The 20,092-nt window shown below is 67.2% G+C and carries 19 protein-coding genes and 1 tRNA gene; 13 read left to right on the top strand and 7 right to left on the bottom strand.

From position 1 onward, the window contains the following. The first annotated feature begins 27 nt into the window (after window positions 1-27). Window positions 28-954 carry a DnaJ domain-containing protein gene (locus VHL31_RS11245; protein WP_329661304.1) on the top strand — a complete coding sequence of 309 codons (927 nt, stop codon included), beginning with the start codon at window positions 28-30 and terminating at the stop codon, window positions 952-954. On the opposite strand, the gene VHL31_RS11240 is transcribed toward VHL31_RS11245, so the two are convergent. Next, window positions 947-2,326 (bottom strand): PLP-dependent aminotransferase family protein, encoded by a 1,380-nt coding sequence (locus VHL31_RS11240; protein ID WP_329661303.1) that lies wholly within the window; start codon window positions 2,324-2,326, stop codon window positions 947-949. The genes VHL31_RS11245 and VHL31_RS11240 overlap by 8 nt on opposite strands. A 168-nt stretch (window positions 2,327-2,494) precedes the next feature. Here VHL31_RS11240 and VHL31_RS11235 point away from each other — a divergent pair, with 168 nt between their 5' ends. The 4 genes from VHL31_RS11235 (at window position 2,495) to VHL31_RS11220 (ending at window position 5,547) form a co-directional block, all read left to right on the top strand. After that, on the top strand, window positions 2,495-3,139 hold the full coding sequence (locus VHL31_RS11235; protein WP_329661302.1) for an AzlC family ABC transporter permease: 645 nt from the start codon (window positions 2,495-2,497) through the stop codon (window positions 3,137-3,139). Continuing rightward, entirely contained in the window at window positions 3,123-3,425 is a 303-nt protein-coding gene (locus VHL31_RS11230) for an AzlD family protein (RefSeq protein WP_329661301.1), read from the top strand. Before VHL31_RS11235 ends, VHL31_RS11230 begins: the two co-directional genes overlap by 17 nt. Before the next feature lie 19 nt (window positions 3,426-3,444). Continuing rightward, a complete protein-coding gene (locus VHL31_RS11225) occupies window positions 3,445-4,314 on the top strand; it encodes a PhzF family phenazine biosynthesis protein (protein ID WP_329661300.1) in 870 nt (289 codons plus the stop codon). A 120-nt stretch (window positions 4,315-4,434) separates the two neighbouring features. Next, a complete protein-coding gene (locus VHL31_RS11220; RefSeq protein ID WP_329661299.1) occupies window positions 4,435-5,547 on the top strand; it encodes an NADH:flavin oxidoreductase/NADH oxidase in 1,113 nt (370 codons plus the stop codon). 18 nt (window positions 5,548-5,565) lie between these two features. On the opposite strand, the gene VHL31_RS11215 is transcribed toward VHL31_RS11220, so the two are convergent. Continuing rightward, window positions 5,566-6,267: an RraA family protein gene (locus tag VHL31_RS11215; protein WP_329661298.1), complete on the bottom strand. Its 702-nt coding sequence runs from the start codon at window positions 6,265-6,267 to the stop codon at window positions 5,566-5,568. Between the two features lie 157 nt (window positions 6,268-6,424). Between VHL31_RS11215 and VHL31_RS11210 the strand changes: the two genes are divergently transcribed. Then, on the top strand, window positions 6,425-7,861 hold the full coding sequence (locus VHL31_RS11210) for an aldehyde dehydrogenase family protein (protein WP_329661297.1): 1,437 nt from the start codon (window positions 6,425-6,427) through the stop codon (window positions 7,859-7,861). A 90-nt stretch (window positions 7,862-7,951) separates the two neighbouring features. Here VHL31_RS11210 and VHL31_RS11205 read toward each other — a convergent pair. Continuing rightward, window positions 7,952-8,028, bottom strand: a tRNA-Pro gene (locus VHL31_RS11205). Window positions 8,029-8,086: 58 nt separating this feature from the next. Beyond that, window positions 8,087-9,043, bottom strand: coding sequence for a polyprenyl synthetase family protein (locus VHL31_RS11200; protein WP_329661296.1), 957 nt, complete (start codon window positions 9,041-9,043; stop codon window positions 8,087-8,089). Between the two features lie 289 nt (window positions 9,044-9,332). Here VHL31_RS11200 and VHL31_RS11195 point away from each other — a divergent pair, with 289 nt between their 5' ends. The 6 genes from VHL31_RS11195 (at window position 9,333) to ppdK (ending at window position 16,906) form a co-directional block, all read left to right on the top strand. Continuing rightward, complete coding sequence (locus tag VHL31_RS11195; protein ID WP_329661295.1) at window positions 9,333-10,031, top strand: tRNA1(Val) (adenine(37)-N6)-methyltransferase; 699 nt, start codon at window positions 9,333-9,335, stop codon at window positions 10,029-10,031. Beyond that, entirely contained in the window at window positions 10,028-10,840 is an 813-nt protein-coding gene (locus VHL31_RS11190) for a S49 family peptidase (RefSeq protein ID WP_329661294.1), read from the top strand. Before VHL31_RS11195 ends, VHL31_RS11190 begins: the two co-directional genes overlap by 4 nt. A gap of 32 nt (window positions 10,841-10,872) precedes the next feature. After that, window positions 10,873-11,127, top strand: a complete 255-nt coding sequence (locus tag VHL31_RS11185) for a hypothetical protein (RefSeq protein WP_329661293.1) — start codon at window positions 10,873-10,875, stop codon at window positions 11,125-11,127. Between the two features lie 110 nt (window positions 11,128-11,237). Next, complete coding sequence (locus VHL31_RS11180; protein WP_329661292.1) at window positions 11,238-12,119, top strand: glycine--tRNA ligase subunit alpha; 882 nt, start codon at window positions 11,238-11,240, stop codon at window positions 12,117-12,119. Continuing rightward, on the top strand, window positions 12,112-14,214 hold the full coding sequence (gene glyS / locus VHL31_RS11175; protein ID WP_329661291.1) for a glycine--tRNA ligase subunit beta: 2,103 nt from the start codon (window positions 12,112-12,114) through the stop codon (window positions 14,212-14,214). Before VHL31_RS11180 ends, glyS begins: the two co-directional genes overlap by 8 nt. Window positions 14,215-14,236: 22 nt before the next feature. Beyond that, on the top strand, window positions 14,237-16,906 hold the full coding sequence (gene ppdK, locus VHL31_RS11170) for a pyruvate, phosphate dikinase (protein WP_329661290.1): 2,670 nt from the start codon (window positions 14,237-14,239) through the stop codon (window positions 16,904-16,906). Window positions 16,907-16,915: 9 nt separating this feature from the next. Here ppdK and VHL31_RS11165 read toward each other — a convergent pair whose 3' ends face one another. Both VHL31_RS11165 and VHL31_RS11160 read right to left on the bottom strand, forming a co-directional pair. Beyond that, window positions 16,916-17,791, bottom strand: a complete 876-nt coding sequence (locus tag VHL31_RS11165) for a hypothetical protein (RefSeq protein ID WP_329661289.1) — start codon at window positions 17,789-17,791, stop codon at window positions 16,916-16,918. A 62-nt stretch (window positions 17,792-17,853) separates the two neighbouring features. Next, entirely contained in the window at window positions 17,854-18,972 is a 1,119-nt protein-coding gene (locus VHL31_RS11160) for a glycosyltransferase (protein ID WP_329661288.1), read from the bottom strand. A 203-nt stretch (window positions 18,973-19,175) separates the two neighbouring features. On the opposite strand from VHL31_RS11160, the gene VHL31_RS11155 reads away from it, so the two are divergent. Next, window positions 19,176-19,295 (top strand): entericidin A/B family lipoprotein, encoded by a 120-nt coding sequence (locus VHL31_RS11155; protein WP_349262411.1) that lies wholly within the window; start codon window positions 19,176-19,178, stop codon window positions 19,293-19,295. 53 nt (window positions 19,296-19,348) lie between these two features. Here the strand turns inward: VHL31_RS11155 and VHL31_RS11150 are convergent, their stop codons facing one another. Then, window positions 19,349-20,092, bottom strand: coding sequence for an amino acid ABC transporter ATP-binding protein (locus tag VHL31_RS11150; RefSeq protein WP_329661286.1), 744 nt, complete (start codon window positions 20,090-20,092; stop codon window positions 19,349-19,351).

The following is a 20,092-nucleotide window of genomic DNA, read 5'->3' as shown; positions in this document are numbered from 1 at the left end:
GGCGATGTTCAACGGACGCCCCACTCGATGACCGGCAGAGGTGATCCGCGCGGCTATTACGCGGCGCTGGGCCTGCCGTTGACGGCCTCCGCCGACGATATCCGGCGGGCGTTTGGGGAGCGGGCCAAGCAGCTCCACCCGGATCATGCGGGCAGCAGGGGCGACCCGGCGGCGTTCCAGCGCGTGCTGGATGCCTACGAGGTGCTGCGCGACCCGTCGCGGCGTCTGCGCTACGATGCCGACAGCGTCTATATGAGCCGGCCCGAGCCCACAGCCGCGGACGAGCCGGTGGCGCCTGATCCGCTGGCGCCGCACTGGCCGGTCGATGCGCCGGTACGCGCCATCCCAATTCCAGACGCGCGGACCTTGTTTCTGCTGGGCGCGGTGCTCGCGCTTTTGCTGGGCGCTGGCAGCTGGATCTGGGCGCAGAGCGGCGAGATCGCTGCCTATGAGGCGCGCGTGGCACATCTGACGGTCGACCTGGAGCGGGCCAAGTCGGACCAGGCCGAGGTCCTGGCGCGCTACCGGGCGGCCAGCGTCGTCGAGCTGGGCCAGGAGTTGGCGGGCGATGCCGCGCTGGACGCGCCTGCCCATCTCTTCGCGACCGACCTGACCTTCGCCACGGAGTCCGCGGATCTCGACCCGGAGCTGGACGCACAACTGGTCGAGGCGATCCGGCAGGTCTCTGCCATCGTCGAGCGGCTGGCGCCGGATCGGCGTTGGAGCGTCCTGATCCAGGGGCAGGCCCCGCAGGCGGCCACGGCCGGCGGCGTCGACGTGGCCGGCTGGCAGCTCTCGCTGCTGCGGATCGGTCAGATCATCGACCGGCTCGTCCAGGCGGGATTCCCGGCCGATCGGTTGACCATGGGGTTCTCGGCGGGTTTCGCGGCCGAGCACAGCGGGGCGGATCCGGCCCGGACGGTGGAACTCCGGGTGGTCTGCTGCCTCAGATAACGGGCGCAGCCCTGGGAGGTGACTGATCGAGCAGGCCCCGCAACCGACGCAGGGCCATCCTCAGATGCTCCTCATCGGCGATCGATCCTAGGGCCAGTCGCACGGCCTTTGGTGGCGGGGTCCGACCCACGGCGAACACGTCGCTGCGCGGCAGATGCACGCCGATGCGGGCCGCTTCCTCGACCAGCCGCTCGGCCGTCCAGGAGGAGGGCAGGGGCAGCCACTGGTGCAGGCTCCCTTCCGGCGGTGCCGCACCGAGCACGCTGCCCGCGATCTCCCGGCGCAGCGCGATCTGGCGGCGGATCCGCGCCAGAATCTCGTCGGCAAAGCCCTCGTTCAGCCACCAGGTGAACAGGGCCGCCGGCAGGGGCGAGGCCGCCACGAGCAGGTCGTGGAGGGCGGTCGTGATCGCGCCGACCCGCTCCGGGGGTGCTACGATGTAGCCAAGCCGGAGACCCGGGGCCAGGCACTTGGACATGCCACTGACCAGGATCGCGTGCTTCGGCAGCCGAGCGGCGAACGGGATCGGGCGCGTCTGCGGCAGGTGGCCGTAGATGTCGTCTTCCACCAGCAGGAGATCGTTGCGCTCGACAACCTCGGCAATCTGCTGGCGCCGCTCGTCCGGCATCGTGATGGCCGTCGGGTTCTGCAGGGTGGGGCAGGTGAACAGGGCGCGCGCCCCGAACACGCGGACCGCCGTCTCGACCGAGTCGGGCATCAGCCCATGTTCATCCGTGGCGACCGGCTCCACGCGGAATTTCAAGGCCCCGAGGAGATCCCTCGCACCCGGATATGTCAGTTGGTCGATGAGGACCGTATCGCCCGGGCGCAGGCAGGCCAGCGCGGTTACCGCCAGCGCCGAATGCACGCCGGCCGTCAGCAGAATCTGGTCAGGCTGCGCCGTCAGGCCGATCCGCGCCACCCAGGCAGCCAGGGCTGCGCGATGCTCCGGCAGTCCGCTGGTCGGCGGGTAGCGGCCGAGCAGTGCGGCTCCACCCGTTGCCAACGCACGAGCGGCCGTGTCGGCCGCCTCTGCATCGGAAAGCACGACCGGCGGCTGGTTGACGACCAGATCGGCGGCATTGGCCGAGTTCTCGCCTGCCAGCCGGATCCGGCTTTGCCGGTCCGGGCGCTTGAGCACGAAAGTGCCACGCCCAACCTCGCCTGTGAGGAGGCCGCGACTCTGGGCCAGTACATAGGCCCGGTTGACCGTGCCGACCGTCACCCCGAGCTTCTTTGCCATATCACGCACCGGGGGAAGCCGTTCGCCCGGTGCGAAGTCGCCAGCGCCGATCGACCGCTCCAGGGCGTCGGCGATGGCTCGGTAGGCAGGTCGGCCCTGGTCGTGGATATCGGTGCGTTCGATGGACATGGCTGGAAGCAGTGGATTGACTCGGCACATGAGTCAATCGGATGATGACGTGGAACATTTGAATCACATGGTGTAGACGGCCATCAAATGTACCGAGACACCGCGACAATGGCAGACGCTGAACCAGGTGTGTTCACCGGGCAGGGCCTTCGGCGAGGAGCGCTCGGCGTGCTGCCCATTCTGCCGGCCGCCGTTGCGTTCGGCCTGGTCTACGGCGTAGCAGCCGCCGAGAAGGGCATGAGCGCGCTCGAGATCGCATTGAGCTGCATGTTCATCTTTGCCGGCGCATCGCAACTCGTCGCGATGGAACTCTGGCGAGAGCCTCTGCCGATCGTGACGATGGTGCTGTCCGTGTTCGTGATCAATCTGCGGCACCTCTTGATGAGCGCCACGGTGGCACCCTGGTTCGCGAACTCGCCGCGCCTGGCGACCTTCGCGTCACTCTTCGTATTGACCGACGAGTCCTGGGGAGTTGCGGTCGCCGATCGTCGTGGGGGGCGAAGCGACGCCGCGTTCCTGCTTGGGGCGGGGGCGACGCTCTGGGTGGTATGGCTCGGGGCCTCTACCGCCGGGCATGCGCTGGGTGACCTGATGCGTGGCTTCGACCCGGACCTGTTCGCCTGGCTGATCACGGGGTTCTTCGTCGTCCTGCTAGCCGGTTTCTGGCGCGGTCCCGGCGATCTGCTGCCGTGGCTGCTGGCAGCTGCAACCGCGCTCGCGACCGTCCAGGTCCTGCCAGGGACCTGGTTTGTCCTGATCGGAGCCCTTGCGGGCTCGCTGGCTGGCGCGTGGCTGCATGTCCGCCGACGCTGAGGGGATCATGGCGATCCTGCTCATGGGGGCCGCCACCTATGCGACGCGCATCGGCGGCTTCCTGCTGATCCGCCGCTTCAAGCCGGGACCATTCCTTGAGGCCTGGTTCGGGCATGTCCCGGGCGCGGTGTTCGCCGCCCTGGTAGCCCCGTCGGTCTGGCAGGCCGGGCTGGCTGGCTGGGCCGGTGCAGCCATCGGCTTTGGGGCGATGTGCTGGACCGGGCAATTCCTGCCGTCCCTCGTCCTATCCGTCCTCGCCTTTTTCCTCGCCCGCCACTTCCTCTAGCCCTGCTGGACACCGATCGATGACCGACTACGCCTACCACCTCCTCGACGTGTTCACCGAAACCAAGCTGGCCGGCAACCAGCTGGCGGTGGTCCCCGAGGCGGCGGGCCTGGACGAGCGGCGCATGCAGGCGGTCGCGCGCGAGTTCAACCTGTCGGAGACGGTGTTCCTGTCCCCCCCAACCCGGCCGGAGGCGCTGTTCACGGTGCGGATCTTCACGCCAGGGTCCGAAATGGAGTTCGCCGGCCACCCCACCATCGGGACCACCGTGCTCCTGGCCCATCTCGGCCATCTGCCGACCAGTGGCGGGAAGGGCAGCGCGATCCTGGACCTGCCCGCCGGCCCTGTGCCGGTGACGATCGCGAACGGCTTCGCCAGCCTGCAGGCGCCAAAGCCACCCGTGATCCTCGGCACGTTCAACGCCGATGCCATGGCCTCGGCGGTAGGACTCGCGCCCGAACAGGTGGAAGGCGGGTTGCGTCTGGCCACGGCCGGCAATCCGTTCGCGTTCCTGCAGGTCGGCTCCCAGGCGGAACTGGACGCACTGGTCCCCGACCACGCCGCGATCATCCGTTACACGCCTTCGCCGGCGACGGGGCTGACCGTCTTCGCGAAGGTCGACGCCAATGAATATGCTGTCCGCATGTTCGCGCCCCAGGACAGGATCTTCGAGGATCCGGCCACCGGAAGCTCGGCCGCGGCGATGGCGGCCCTGCTGCTGGAGGACGATCCAAGCTGCGACGGACGGACAATCCTGATCCGGCAGGGCGTGAAGATGGGGCGGCCCAGCGAGATCCTGCTCACGCCGTCCCGGCAGGAGGACGGCACGCCGGTGGCCAGGGTTGCCGGCAAGGCCGTGATCGTCGCGGAAGGGCGCCTGTTCCTCTAGGGGTGTGCTTCGACGTCCGCCGGATGCCGGCTCCAGCCGAGTCCTTCGCCCTTTACCCGCGCTCCCGCCAACCCTAGGCGTGGACGAGCCCGGAATGTTTCGACCCCGTTCGAGAATGACATGAGCACCAAGCTGTTCGAGCCGATCACGCTAGGTGGCGTGGAGCTGCCCAACCGTTTCACCATCTCGCCGATGTGCCAGTACGCGGCCAGGGATGGGCATGTCGCGCCCTGGCACCAGCAGCATGTCGGCAGCTTGGCGCTGGGCGGTGCCGGCTTGTTCGTCATGGAAGCGACGGGGGTGCTGCCCGAGGGCCGGATCACCCCTGCCTGCCTGGGGATCTGGAGCGAGGACCATGAGGCGGGCCTTGCCAAGCTGCTGCGCGACGTCCGCACCTACGCTCCCGACCAGCGGTTCGGGCTCCAGCTGGCCCATGCCGGCCGCAAGGCCAGCTCGGACATGCCATGGAAGGGTGGTGGGCTGGTGCCTCCGCAAGCCGGCGGATGGCAGCCTGTAGGCCCAAGCCCGGTCTCGTTCGATCCGGCGCGCCCGGCCCCGCAGGAACTCGATCAGCCCGGCATCCATCGGATCCGCCAGGCCTTCGTGACCGGCGCAGAACGGGCGGACCGTGCCGGCTTCGATGCGATCGAGCTGCACGCGGCCCACGGCTATCTCCTGCACAGCTTCAACTCGCCGCTCGGCAACGAGCGGACGGACGCCTATGGCGGCAGCTTTGCCAACCGGACCCGCGCGATCCTGGAGATCGCGGCGGCCGTCCGCCTGGTCTGGCCGAAGGAGAAGATCCTCGGTGCCAGGATCACCGGGTCGGACTGGCACGAGGAGGGCCTGACCCCGGACGATGCCGCGAGGCTCGCCAACGAACTGGCCGACATCGGCCTGGACTACATCACGGTCTCGTCGGGCGGCATCCGCTCGAACATCCGCGTGCCGGTCCAGCCCTGCTACCAGGTGCCGTTTGCGGGCGCGGTCAAGCGCGCGGTCGGCAACAAGGTGGCCGTGCAGGCGGTAGGTCTGATCGTGACGCCGCAAGAGGCCGAGCAGGTCATCGCGGATGGCCATGCCGACATGGTCGCCATCGCGCGCGGCTACCTGGACGACACCCGCTGGGGCCAGCATGCGGCCGATGCCCTTGGTGCTGCGCCGGCATGGCATGTGCGCCACGAGCGGGCCGGTGCGGCGCACTGGCCCGGCTCGAAGTTCAGGAACGGGTGAGGGCGTCCGGCACCCTCGTCAGTGGATCTCGTCCGCCTCGGCCATCGCCCGCTTCAGCATCTCGATGTCGAAGTCGGCGGACCGGGCGGCCTCGAGGATCGGCCGTTCCTGGCGGATGCACACGTCGATCGCGGCCGGGAGCTTGGGCAAAAGATCCAGCGGGATCACCGTGGCTCCATGGCGGTCGGCGTGGATGATGTCGCCGTGACGCACCTTCATGCCGGCGACGGTCACGTCCAGGCCGAAGTCCACGCAATGCACGAAGGCGTGGCTCGGCCCGACCGAACCGGCGAGGAGCTGAAAGCCGGGTGCGATCATGTCGAGGTCACGGATCGAGCCGTCGGTGACGCAGCCGAGCACGCCCAGGCCCTTGTGGATGGCAGTGTTGACCTCGCCCCAGAACGCGCCGGTGCCCTTGTGCTCGTCCAGGTCCTCGATCACCGCGATCGTCGGGTGGGGTTCGGAGCAGACATAGCTGTAATAGGCCAGGCGATGCTGGCGGGCCTCGTCGCCTTTGCGGTCGGACGGGCGGGTGGCGCGGATGGTGGCGGTACGCGCGAAGCCGACGATCGGCTTCAGGTCCGTGAACGCGCAGACCAGGGGCTTCAGCGTGAAGCCTTCGGTGGAACGAAAGCCGCGTGCCTCTTCCAGGGCATTGCAGATCGTGGGCGTGTCGAAGCCGGCCAAATGGCTGAAGAGGTCCTGATCGATTCCGCTCATGCCTTGCCGGCCTCCCGTGAAACGTATTGCGTGTGCCTCTGGTAGCATGGGTGCGGTGGCAGAGCGATCCCCGGGTGCCCATGTGTTGGCCTGGGATGGTGGCCTCGCACCGGAAGCGCGCCACCTGTTCCATGGATCAGCAGCAGGAGTGAAGAGTTTGGGTGTTCATCAGAATTATATCGCTGGCTCATGGGTCGACGGCGCTTCCGTGTCGCGCAACGTGAACCCGTCCGACCTGGACGACGTGATCGGCGAATATGCCTATGCGGATGCCGCGCAGACCAAGGACGCGATCGCCGCTGCCACCCAGGCCCTGAAGACTTGGCAGAACAGCCCCATCCAGCAGCGCGCCGACCTGCTCGACAAGGTTGGCAACGAAATCCTCGCGCGCAAGGAAGAACTGGGCCGCCTGCTTTCCCGGGAAGAGGGCAAGACCCTGCCGGAGGGAATCGGCGAGGTCGCGCGTGCCGGGCAGATCTTCAAGTTCTTCGGTGGCGAGGTTCTCCGGATCGCGTCGGAGCGGGTCGAATCGGTCCGACCGGGTGTGGAAGTCGAGATGCGCCGCGACCCGATCGGCGTGGTCGGCCTGATCACGCCCTGGAACTTCCCGATCGCCATTCCGGCCTGGAAGATCGCCCCGGCGCTGGCCTACGGCAACACGGTCGTATTCAAGCCGGCCGATCTGGTTCCCGGCTCGGCCCATGCGCTGGCCGAGATCATCGTGAACGCCGGCGTGCCCGCCGGAGTGTTCAACCTTGTCATGGGGCGTGGGTCGGTCGTGGGGCAGGTGCTGCTCGAGGACCCGCGTGTCAACGCGATCAGCTTTACGGGCTCGGTGCCGACGGGTCGCAAGGCAGCCGCCACGGCCATCGGCCGGATGGCCAAGATCCAGCTGGAGATGGGCGGCAAGAACCCGCTCGTGGTGCTCGACGACGCGGACCTGACTACTGCGGTGAACTGCGCCGTTCAGGGTGGCTTCTACTCGACGGGCCAGCGCTGCACCGCTTCCTCGCGCGTGATCGTCACGGAAGGCATCCACGACAGGCTGGTAGGCGCCATGGTCGACGCGACCAAGGCGCTGGTCGTCGACGATGCGTTGAAGCAGGGAACGCAGATCGGGCCGGTGGTCGACCAGAAGCAGTTGGACCAGGACCTGTCCTATATCGACATCACTCGCAAGGAAGGGGCGAAGCTGGCGTTCGGCGGTGAGCGGCTGAACCGGGAGAAGACCGGGTTCTACCTGCAGCCGGCCCTGTTCACGGAGACGACGCCCGACATGCGGATCAACCGCGAGGAGGTGTTCGGTCCGGTGGTGAGCGTCGTGCGGGTGAAGGACTACGAGGAAGCGCTCCACGTCGCGAACGACACCGAATTCGGCCTGAGTTCGGGCATCTGCACCACGAGCCTGAAGTATGCCAGCCACTTCAAGCGCAACGCCGATGCCGGCATGGTGATGGTCAACCTGCCGACGGCGGGCGTCGACTATCATGTGCCGTTCGGTGGCCGGAAGGGCAGCTCCTACGGCCCGCGCGAGCAGGGTCGCTACGCCGCCGAGTTCTACACGACGGTGAAGACCAGCTACACGATGCCGTGACACATGGTGCAGCCCGGCCGGTGCAATTCCGGCCGGGCTGGCCGGCTCAAGGAAAGATCAGGAACTGGTCGGGAGGTCCGCGCCGCAGGATGGTCGGGGCGAGTGGATTCGAACCACCGGCCTCTTGCTCCCGAAGCAAGCGCTCTACCAAGCTGAGCTACGCCCCGCTGCGCGGACGGCTGGGAAATAGCCGTGGCGCGCGGGACGCGCAAGGCCCCATCCGGATCAGAACGCGCGGTGGACCGCGAAGTCGGCTAGATCGGTCAGCGCCGCCTTGGCGCGGCTGTCCGCAAAGCCCGCCAGCGCAGCGCGTGCGTCCGCCACATAGCCCTCGGCGCGGACAATCGTGTCTTCCAGCGCGCGATGCTTGTCGAGCAGGCGGATGGCGTGCTCGAGGTCATGGTCGCGCTGGTCCAGGTCCTCCAGGCAGCGCCGCCAGAACTGGCGCTCCTCCTCGTCGCCGCGCGCGAAGGCCAGCAGGATCGGCAGGGTGATCTTGCCTTCGCGGAAGTCGTCGCCGATCGTCTTGCCGAGCTCGGCTTGCCCCGCACTGTAGTCCAGCGCGTCGTCGACCAGCTGGAAGGCCACGCCGACCGAGCGGCCATAGGTGGCCAGCGCCTGCTCGTCCGCCATCGGCCGCCCCGCCAGCACGGCCCCGACCTGGGCTGCCGCCTCGAACAACGCAGCCGTCTTGCACTCGATCATGTGGAGATAGGCGGACTCGGTGGTGCTCGTGTCGTTGGTGGTCACCAGCTGAGCGACCTCGCCCTCCGCGATCACCGCCGAGGCGTTGGAAAGGATTTCCAGCACGCGCAGCGAGCCGTCCGCCACCATCAGCGTGAAGGCCCGGCTGAACAGGAAGTCGCCCACCAGCACCGGCGCCTTGTTGCCCCAAACGGCGTTGGCCGTGCTGCGTCCGCGGCGCAGATCGCTCTCGTCGACCACGTCGTCGTGGAGCAGGGTGGCCGTATGGATGAACTCGACGCAGGCTGCCAGCGAGATGTGCCGGTCCCCCTCGTAGCCGCACAGCCGCGCGGCGATCAGGGTCAGCACCGGCCGGATCCGCTTGCCCCCCGCCGCGATCAGGTGGCGTGCAAGTTCCGGAATCAGCGAGACTTCGCTTTGCAGGCGTTCCAGGATCAGGCTGTTGACCTTCTCCATCTCGAGCGCGACGAGAGCCATCGGGCGGTCGAGACCAGGCTTGGCGGGACGAGCGCTATCTTGTTCGACAGGAAGGGGCGCCAAATTCAACTCCGTCGTCCTCGTCCAAAGGCTCGATCAGTCAGATGCAGCGTTCGAACGCGGCGCCGCGTTGCTAACATGGCGTGGCGACGAGTGGCAAACCGACCGGAAGATCCGTGTGATTGCATCCCGCCTGCCGATAGATAGTGGATACGGTGAGGCAACGGACCCGGTTCATGGTCCAGCCGGGCAGAACGCGCTCTATTCGCTGCTCGGCGGCAGGGTCCGGATGAAGGCTGTCCAGGGGCGAGACCGGCCAGCTCTGGATGCTGTCCTGCTCGGGGCGGCAGCGCCTGTTCAGGCAAAGGAGCGTATCCTGGACGCCGGGTGTGGCAGTGGCGCGGTCGGCCTGTGCGTCGCCGCGCGGACGAACAGCCCGAACATCACGGCGATCGACGTCGCGCCCGATGCCGTCGCCGAAGCCAGCGCCAACATCCTGGCGAACGGCTGGCAGGATCGCTTCGAGGTCCGGCAGGCCGACCTTGCCGGCTACAAGGACCGGCAAGGGTTCGACCTCGTCCTGAGCAATCCGCCGTACCATGACCAGGATTCGTCCCGCTCCCCGGACGAACAGCGAGAACGGGCCCGGTTCGGCCAGCTGGCGCTGTCCGCCTGGATCGGGCACTGCCTGCGGCTGTGCAGGCCACGAGGCCACCTGGTGGTGATCCTGCGTGCCGATCGGATCGTAGAGACAGTCGCTGCCATGGACGGTATCGCCGGCGATGTGCGGATCCTGCCGGTTCATCCTTATGCCGGCGGGCCGGCCCACCGCGTCCTGATCCATGCCCGCAAGGCTGTGCGGACGCCGGCACGTCTTCTCGGCGGCTTCGTGCTGCATGCCGACGACCGCAGATGGACCGAGGGGGCGCGTGCGGTGCTGGAGCGGGGCGCTGCGATCGATTGGGACAGAGGAGACGCCGTTTGTTGAACTTGGAGCGATTCTGGCCATTCCCGAAGCACCCGATCGTGCCGCTGGTGCGGTTGTCCGGCGTCATCGGCAGCCTGCCTGGCCGAGGCGGGATGACGCTCGCCAGCGTGAACGGGATCCTCGAGGCGGCGTTCAGGCACAAGCATGCCGACACGGTCGCGATCGTGGTGAACAGCCCCGGCGGCTCGCCGGTGCAGTCCGCCCTGATCGGCGAGAAGATCCGCTCTCTTGCCGAGCGCAAGCGCAAGCGCGTGCTGACCTTTGCCGAGGACGTGGCGGCATCCGGCGGATACTGGCTCCTATGCGCCGGGGACGAGGTCTTCGCCCATCGCTGCTCGCTGGTCGGTTCGATCGGGGTGGTCTCGGCCGGCTTCGGCTTCGTCGATGCGATCGACAAGCTCGGGATCGAGCGCCGCGTGCGGACACGCGGCGAACGCAAGGCGATGCTCGATCCGTTCCGGCCGCAGACTCCAGAGGACCTGCAACTGCTCGACGAGATCCAGGGCGATGTTCATCAGGCCTTCATCGACCATGTCCGCAGCCGCCGAGCCGGCAAGCTCGCCGGTCCAGACGAGGAGATCTTCTCCGGACGGGTCTGGCTCGGCGAGCGCGGCAAGGCGCTCGGGCTCGTGGACCAACTCGGGACGCCGGAGACGGTGCTGCGCGCGCGCTTTGGTGACAAGCTGCGGATCAAGACCTATGGCCAGCGACGTTCCTGGCTGCAGCGGCGCCTGGGGATCGATCATGCGAGCGGCTTGATCCTGGGTGCCGTCGAGGAGCGGCTGGCGTTCGGGCGGTACGGGCTCTAGCCGGGCTGCCGACCGGCGCGCGTTCTACCTCGGTGACGCTGGCCACCACCGCCAACAACAGCTATTCCGGCGCCATGATCACCACCCTCTCCATCGGCAAGATTCTCGTCGTCCTGTTCGTGGTCGCCATCGCGTTCTTCCTGATGCGCTCCGCCAGCAAGGCCAGCGACAAGCGGCGTTCCAGCGCCGCGCCGAAGGGCAATCCCAGGACGGTGGAACTCGCGGCCTGCCCGCGCTGCGGGACTTTCCTGCCAAAGGGAAGCTGGTGCACCTGCGACCGCAAGTAGGTCGCCAGAGCAGGCTATCCGACACCCGTCCTCGCCTTGCCGGGCGTAGATGCGGGAACTAAGGTCCGGCCCCGGCCGAGGAACGGCACGACGCCAAGACGGAGACCAGTTTGCGCGACCAGGGCAGCCCCGGCTTCCAGGACCTGATCCTCACCCTGCAGCGCTTTTGGGCCGACCAGGGCTGCGTCATCCTGCAGCCCTACGACATGGAAGTGGGTGCCGGCACGTTCCACCCTGCCACCACCCTGCGCCCGCTGGGGCCGCAAAGCTGGAACGCCGCCTATGTGCAACCGTCGCGCCGCCCGACCGACGGCCGCTATGGTGCCAACCCGAACCGCCTGCAGCACTACTACCAGTTCCAGGTCATCCTGAAGCCGTCGCCACCGAACATCCAGGAGCTGTATCTGCAGTCCCTCTACGCGCTCGGCGTCGACCCGGAACTGCACGACCTGCGCTTCGTCGAGGATGACTGGGAGAGCCCGACCCTGGGTGCCTGGGGGCTGGGCTGGGAAGTCTGGTGCGACGGCATGGAAGTGAGCCAGTTCACCTATTTCCAGCAGGTCGGCGGCATCGACTGCCGGCCGGTCTCCGGCGAGCTGACCTATGGCCTGGAGCGCCTCGCCATGTACATCCAGGGCGTGGAGAACGTCTACGACCTGAATTTCAACGGTCGCGGCTTCACCTATGGCCAGGTGTTCCAGCAGGCCGAGCGGGAGTATTCCGCGTTCAACTTCGAGTATGCCGACACGGACATCCTGTTCCGGCACTTCGAGGATGCCGAGCGGCACTGCCGGTCGATCCTGGAACATCGCCTGCCCTTGCCGGCCTACGATCAGTGCCTGAAAGCCAGCCACCTGTTCAACCTGCTGGACGCGCGCGGGGTCATCTCGGTCACCGAACGGCAGGCCTATATCGGCCGGGTGCGCGCCCTGGCGAAGGCCTGCTGCGAGGCATGGCTCGCCACGCAGCTCGTGGAGACGGCGCGTGGCTGAGCTCCTGCTGGAACTGCTGTCGGAAGAGATCCCGGCCCGGATGCAGGACCAGGCCCGCCTGGACCTGGCGAGGCTGGTGGGAGACGGGCTGGCCGCCGCGGACCTTGCGCCCACGAGCATGCGGACCTTCGCGACGCCGCGGCGGCTGGTGCTGGTGGCGGACGGGTTGCCCGAGCAGCAGCCGGACCGGACGCTGGAAAGGCGCGGCCCGCGCGTCGACGCGCCCGCCCAGGCCAGAGACGGCTTCTTCAAGAGCCTGAACGGCTTGTCCTATCGGCTCGAGGAGCGCGACGAAGGCAAGAAGGGCAGGGTGCTATATGCCCTGGTGGCGCTGACCGGTGCGCGGGCGTCCGTCGTCGTCGGCGAGCTGATCGAGGGTGTCCTCGGCCGGTTCCCGTGGCCCAAATCCATGCGCTGGGGCTCGGGCGACGTCCGCTGGGTGCGCCCCCTGCAGTCCATGGTCTGCCTGCTGGGCGGCGAAACCGTGCCGGTGCGCTTTGGCGATCTGGTAGCCGGCCGCACCAGCCATGGCCACCGATTCATGGCTCCGCAGCCGTTGGATGTGAACGGCTTCGACGACCTGTCCGAGAAGCTGCTTGCGGCCAAGGTCATGCTCGACCAGGACCAGCGTCGCACGGCCATCCTGGCGCAGGCTCGCTCACTGGCAGATCAGGCCGGCGTGATCCTGGGTGACGACCCGTCGCTCGTGGAAGAGCTGAAGGGATTGGTCGAGTGGCCGGTGGCGCTGTCCGGGCGCATCGACAGGGACTTCATGGAGCTGCCCTCCGAGGTGCTGGTGACCTCAATGCGCGAGCACCAGAAATATCTGTCCACCCGTCAGGCGGACGGCACACTGGCGGACCGGTTCATCACGGTGGCCAACCGGGAAACCGACGATGGCGGTGCCGCTGTGATCGCCGGCAACGAGCGGGTCCTGCGCGCCAGGCTGTGGGATGCCAGGTTCTTTTGGGGCAAGGACCGCGAAGTCCGGCTGGAAGACCGCCTCCCGCAGCTGCAGCGGATGGTCTTCCATGCCGACCTCGGCACGCTGGAAGCGAAGGTCCTGCGGCTGGTCGGGCTGATAGCCTCGCTGGCGCCCGCAGTTCCCTCCCTTGATCTGGCCGCCGCAGAACGCGCGGCCTTGCTGGCGAAGTGTGATCTCGTCACGGGCATGGTCGGCGAGTTCCCCGAGTTGCAGGGGACCATGGGCGGGCACTATGCCCGGCTCCAGGGCGAATCCGCCGACGTGGCCGACGGTGTTGCAGAGCACTATGCCCCGAAGGGGCCGGACGATCATTGCCCGTCGGCGCCCGTCCCGGTCGCCGTGGCGTTGGCCGACAAGATCGACACGCTGGTCGGCTTCTTTGCGGCCGGCATCCGGCCGAGCGGCTCCAAGGACCCGTTCGCGCTGCGCCGGGCCGCGCTCGGCGTCATCCGGCTGATCGTGGAGAACCAGCTCCGGCTGCCGCTGAAGAAGATCTTCGGGGCTTCGCTTAGCCTCTATGGCGACCGGTTCCGGCAGTTGGATCCGGATGTTCTGAGCCGGGAACTTGTCGGCTTCTTCATCGACCGGCTGCAGGTCCAGCAGCGGGCCAGGGGCACGCGTCACGATCTGATCGCGGCCGTCGTGGCGGCCGCTGGCGACGATGACGACTTGGTTCGCATCCTGGCGCGCGTGCAAGCCCTCCAGGTCCTTCTGGCGACCGAGGATGGCATCAACCTGGTCGCGGCTTGGCGTCGAGCCGTCAACATCGTGCGCATCGAAGAGAAGAAGGATCAGGCGGCCTACGAGGGTCGCCCCGATCCAGCACTGCTGATCGATCCGGCGGAGCAGGCACTTGCAGCGGCTCTTCAAGAAGCCGGCCAGCAGATCGAGGAAGCCCTGCAGGTCGAGGACTACGGAGCGGCCATGGCTGCTCTAGCGGTCCTCCGCCCGGTATTGGACGAATTCTTCGACAAGGTACTGGTGAACGTCGATCAGCCCGAGCTGCGTCGGAATCGCCTGCACCTGCTTTCGACCATTCGCACCGCACTGGGTGCCGTGGCAGACTTCGGTAAGGTCGAGGACGCTCCGGCACAGCCGGGCAAGGCGTGAACCCGTAAAGCGAGGGCGAGCGATGGCGCGATGGGTGTACAGCTTTGGCGGCGGCACAGCCGACGGTGCGGCCGACATGAAGAAGCTACTGGGCGGCAAAGGCGCCAATCTCGGTGAGATGGCCAAGCTCGGCCTGCCGGTGCCACCCGGGTTCACCATCACGACCGAGGTCTGCACGCACTACTACGCCCGGGGAAAGACCTACCCGGACCAGCTGCAGTCGGAGGTCGCGGTCGCCCTCGCGGCGGTGGAGAACTTGGTCGGTCGAGGCTTCGGCGACCCTGACCGGCCGCTGTTGGTGTCGGTTCGCTCCGGCGCGCCAGTCTCGATGCCGGGAATGATGGACACGGTGCTGAACCTCGGCCTGAACAGCACCACCGTCGAGGGTCTCGCCAAGGGCAGCGGCGATCGCCGGTTCGCCTTCGACAGCTATCGCCGCTTCATCCAGATGTTCGGCGACGTCGTGCTCGAGGTGGACCATTATCTGTTCGAGGAAGCCCTGGAGGACATGAAGCGGGAACGCGAAGCCCGCTTCGACACCGACCTTTCGGCGGCGGACCTGGAAGAGCTGGTCGAACAGTTCAAGACGATCGTGCAGGAGCAGACGGGCAAGCCGTTCCCGGAGACGCCGCAGGACCAGCTCTGGGCAGCGATCGGCGCCGTGTTCAGCTCCTGGATGACGCCGCGCGCCGTCACCTATCGCCGGCTCCATGACATCTCTGCGGAGATGGGCACGGCGGTGACCGTGCAGGCCATGGTGTTCGGCAACATGGGGCAGGACTGTGCCACCGGCGTCGCTTTCACCCGCAACCCCTCCACCGGCGAGAACGCCTATTATGGCGAGTTCCTGGTCAATGCGCAGGGCGAGGATGTGGTGGCAGGCATCCGCACGCCGCAACCGCTGACCCGCAAGATGGGTGAGGAGGGGGGCAACGACCTGCCCCCGATGGAAGAGGTCCTGCCCCAGTCCTATGCCGAACTCGTTACGCTCTTCCAGAAGCTGGAAGGCCATTATCGCGACATGCAGGACATCGAATTCACGATCGAGCAGGGCAAGCTCTACGTTCTGCAGACCCGCACCGGCAAGCGGACTGCGCAGGCCGCCCTGAAGATCGCGGTGGAGATGGCGAACGACGGGTTGCTGAGCCGCGAGGAGGCGGTTCTGCGCGTCGATCCAGCGTCCCTCGATCAGCTGCTCCATCCAACCCTCGACCCGAAGGCCGAGAAGACCATCCTGACCAAGGGCCTCCCGGCCTCACCCGGCGCCGTCTCCGGCAAGGTCGTGTTCTCGGCCGACATGGCCGAGCGCCGTGCCGCCGCGAGCGAACAGGTGATCCTCGTGCGCATCGAGACGTCGCCCGACGACATCCACGGCATGCACGCCGCGCAAGGCATCCTCACCAGCCGCGGCGGCATGACCAGCCACGCGGCGGTGGTCGCGCGCGGCATGGGCAAGGCCTGCGTCTGCGGTGCCGGCGATCTCCTGATCGACTATGAGAGCCGCTGCTTCTACGTCCGCGGCACCCGGGTAGCCGAAGGTGACGTGATCACCGTCGACGGCGGCACCGGTACGGTCATGCTCGGCAGGATACCCACCGTGGAGCCGCAGCTGTCCGGCGAGTTCGCGATGCTGATGGGCTGGGCGGATTCGATGCGTTCCCTCAAGGTGCGCACCAACGCCGAGACTCCGCTGGATGCCAGGACCGCACGACGCTTCGGCGCAGAGGGCATCGGCCTTTGCCGGACCGAGCACATGTTCTTCCAGGACGACCGGATCCTGGCCATGCGCGAGATGATCCTGGCGGAGGATGGGCCGGGGCGGACCCGGGCGCTGTCCAAGATCCTGCCGATGCAGCGCCGGGACTTCGTCGAGCTCTTCACGATCATGCAGGGCCTGCCCGTCACGATCCGGCTGCTCGACCCGCCATTGCACGAGTTCCTGCCGCACGAGCCGCACGAGATCACGGAAGTGGCCGCGGCGGCGGGAGTCGAGCCGAAGTTCGTGAAGCGCCGTCTGGCCGAACTGACCGAGGCTAACCCGATGCTCGGCCTGCGAGGCTGCCGGCTGGGCGTCCTGTTCCCCGAGATCTACGAGATGCAGGCGCGTGCCATCTTCGAGGCGGCGGTCGCCGTCTACGAGAAGTCTGGCGAAACCATCATCCCGGAAGTCATGATCCCGCTCGTCGGCATGGCGCGGGAACTGGAGCTGATCAAGAACAAGGTCGAGGCGATGGCAGCCCAGGTCATGCAGGAGAGCGGCCGCGAGCTGACCTACCTGATCGGCACGATGATCGAGCTGCCGCGCGCGGCCCTGCAAGCTTCCGCCATTGCCAGCCACGCCGCCTTCTTCAGCTTCGGCACCAATGACCTGACCCAGATGACGCTGGGCCTATCCCGGGACGACAGCGGCAAGTTCATGGAGCGCTACATCCAGGACGGCATCTTTCCGGCCGACCCGTTCCAGACCCTCGATCAGGAGGGCGTGGGCGAGCTGATCCGGATCGCCAAGGAGCGGGGCAGGGCGACCAGACCCGAGCTGAAGCTAGGCATCTGCGGCGAGCATGGCGGCGACCCGGCTTCGGTAGGCTTCTGCCATCGGATTGGGTTGGACTACGTTTCGTGCTCGCCCTATCGCGTGCCGATCGCGCGCCTGGCCGCGGCGCAGGCGGCTGTGCGGGAGCGCATGAACTGAGCCACCGGGTCAGGCGGCCGCCAGCCAGGATGGTCGCCTGACTTCCAGGCGGGTTGCGCCGGCTGTCAGCTCACCCGTCGCGGCCTCGATCCGCAGGAGCGCCAACCCGAGCTGGCCAGAGGACGAACGCATCTCGCCGACCTCCTCGCCAGCCGGGCCCGTGATCGGCGTGCCGGCCTCCGGCAAGGCTTGTTCGTTCGTGACAATCGGGAACAGGCGCTTCTTGAGCAGGCCGCGATACTTCATGCGCGCCGTCAGCTCCTGGCCGACATAGCAGCCCTTCTCGAAACTGATGCCGCCCAGCTCGTCGAAGCCGGCCTCAAGCAGAGTCGTGCGATCGACGATCAGGTCCCGTGTCCCATCCGGCACGCCGGCGGCCAGCCGCGCCAGGTCCCATGTCGAAAACGGTGCGATCGTCGCGCCAGGCAGTGATGGTGGACCAGGGTGCACCAGGCGCACCCCCAGCTCCAGGACCCGGGAATCCACCGCCGCAAAGCCATCACCATAGGGCGCACACGAACCTGGGTTGGCCGCAAGTCCTGCAGCCGCGGGCGCATCCCGCCCGAGCAGGGCAAACACCTGACGATGGACGCTCTCGTCCTCGATCGTGACCCTGGCACGCAGACGATACAGCATGAGGCGGCGGATCAGGTCCAGGGCGCGTCCCGCTTCCACGTCGAGCAGGATCGACCCGCTTGCCGGATAGAGGAAGAAATCGAACAGATACTTGCCCTGAGGGGTGAGCAGGGCGCTCCAGATGGCAAGGCCCTGCTCGACCCTGGCAACATCGCCGCTCACGAGGTTCTGCAGGAATTCGAACCGGTCTTCCCCGCCGATCCGCACCACCGCACGCCCGTCGAGCGCGACTAGGTCCAGTTCGCTCATGCACCACCCCGCTTGCGTGTCCATGCAGCTCATGTCGGTCGGGGCGCCTGCCGCCGCAAGGCTTAGGAGTTGCCCAGCAGGGCCAGGAGCCGCTGTTCCAGCCGCTCGGACTGCAGACGGGCGTCGAAACCGGCCCGGACCGATGCAAGTGCAGCCGTCACGAGCGCCGCACGAAGATGCGGCTCCTTTTCCACCCGCACGAGCGCATCGCCCAGTGCAGCCGGATCGCCCTCGGGAACGAGCAGGCCGTTCTGGCCGTCCGACACGGCTTCGGGAATGCCGGCATGACGCGTGGCCACGACGAGCAACCCGCGCGCCTGAGCTTCCAGGACCACTGTCGGCAGACCCTCCGCATCGCCGCTGGCAGCAGTACGGCTCGGGACCATCAATGCCAAAGCATCCTCCATGGCCTGACCGACTGCCTCCGGGCTCTGCCAGCCTAGGAAGCGCACCGGCAGGTCTTGTGCAGCCTGCTCGAGCTCCGGCCGCAGCGGGCCGTCACCGATCAGGTCGAGTTCCAGGCGGCTACCCATCGACCGGGCATGCCTCAGAGCTGCGATCGCGTCGGCAAAGCCTTTCTTGGGGACGAAGCGACCTACGCAGAGCAGGCGGCTACCGGCTGGCTTTGATCTGGCGGTTGCTTCGGGCAGCACGACTCCCAGATGGTGCACGGCCAGGAGGTCGTCACGCACGCCTCGCTCCAGCAACAGCCGCCGCACATGATCGGACACGCAGAAGAATTTCTGGGCTCGGCGCTGGAGTTCCGGCCAGCGGCGCTGGAACACGGTCGGGAACATCTGCCGGCGGAAATGGGACGCCTTGCTCGCATCGCCGCCGTGGAAAGTCACGACCAACGGGACGCCCAAGGCATCGGCCAGCGGCAAGGCAAGCGCGCCGCCGCGGCCGAACTGGGCATGCACGATCCTCACGTCGCGCTCGCGTGCCCAGCGAACGAGCGCGCTTGGCACGATCCCGAGCTGCTTGAACAACGGCACCTGCCACGGACGTGTCCCGGCAAGTTCACCGAGGATGGCCGCATCGGCACCTAGCGCCTCAAACGCGACGTCGCGCCGGCTGCCGAGGAACAGGGGTCGCAATCGCTGGAAAGCGACGTACTGGCGCGGCACGAAGCTCTCCGGTGGAGCCAGCAGCCGATCGCGATAGACGAGCACGGCGGGCATGCAGGTTACATCTGCGGACGGGCAACGTGGAGAAGCGACAGATTCGACGGAATTACAGGTAGATAGATTATGACATATTCCATCCAGTTCTTGACGGACTGGCTCTTTAAGTACACCTGCCGGAGTGTGAGCGAGCCAACCTCAGGCCTCGCGGTCGGAGCACATCCATGCCTAGACTTCGTTCGTTCCTCGTCATCGCGGTCATGCTGTCCGCCGTCGCTGCGCTTACTGCCTGCAACACGGTCGGCGGTGCCGGCAAAGACATCTCGGCCGGCGGCGAAGCCATCTCCGACACCGCCAAGAAGGCCAGCGACGCGCTTTGATGCGACGTCGAAGCGGACGGAACGCGCCACGGCCATGCCCGCGATCCGTCCGCTCAATGCGCCAGGATCTGGCTCAGGAACAGTTTGGTCCGGTCGCTTTTCGGGTTCGTGAAGAACTCGTCCGGTGGCGCCTGTTCGACCACTTCGCCCTTGTCCATGAACACCACGAAGTCGGCGACGGCCTTGGCGAAGCCCATCTCGTGGGTCACGCAGATCATGGTCATGCCTTCCTTGGCGAGCTCGACCATGGTGTCCAGCACCTCCTTGACCATCTCCGGGTCGAGCGCCGATGTCGGCTCGTCGAACAGCATGATCTCCGGCTTCATGCACAGCGCCCGTGCGATGGCCACCCGCTGCTGCTGCCCCCCCGAGAGCTGCCCAGGATACTTGTCCGCCTGTTCAGGAATGCGCACCCTTTCCAGGTAGTAGCGCGCCGTCTTCTCCGCTTCGGCTTTGGGCACCTTGCGCACCCAGATCGGCGCCAGCGTCAGGTTCTCCAGGACCGTCAGGTGCGGAAACAGGTTGAAGTGCTGGAACACCATGCCGACCTCCCGCCGGATGGCGTCGACGTTCTTCACGTCGGAGGTGAGTTCGATCCCGTCGACGACGATCCGCCCCTGCTGGTGTTCCTCCAGCCGGTTGATGCAGCGGATCATGGTCGACTTGCCCGAGCCTGAGGGCCCGCACACCACGACCTTCTGCCCTTTTTCGACGACCAGATTGACGTTCCGCAACACGTGGAACTGTCCGTACCACTTGTTGACCTGATCCAGGTGAATGATCGGCTCGGGGCTCAT

It is taken from the genome of Geminicoccus sp., assembly GCF_036263595.1.
Lineage (GTDB): Bacteria > Pseudomonadota > Alphaproteobacteria > Geminicoccales > Geminicoccaceae > Geminicoccus.
The sequence above is the reverse complement of the archived record's forward strand: the minus strand, read 5'-3'. Positions and strand labels throughout refer to the sequence as shown.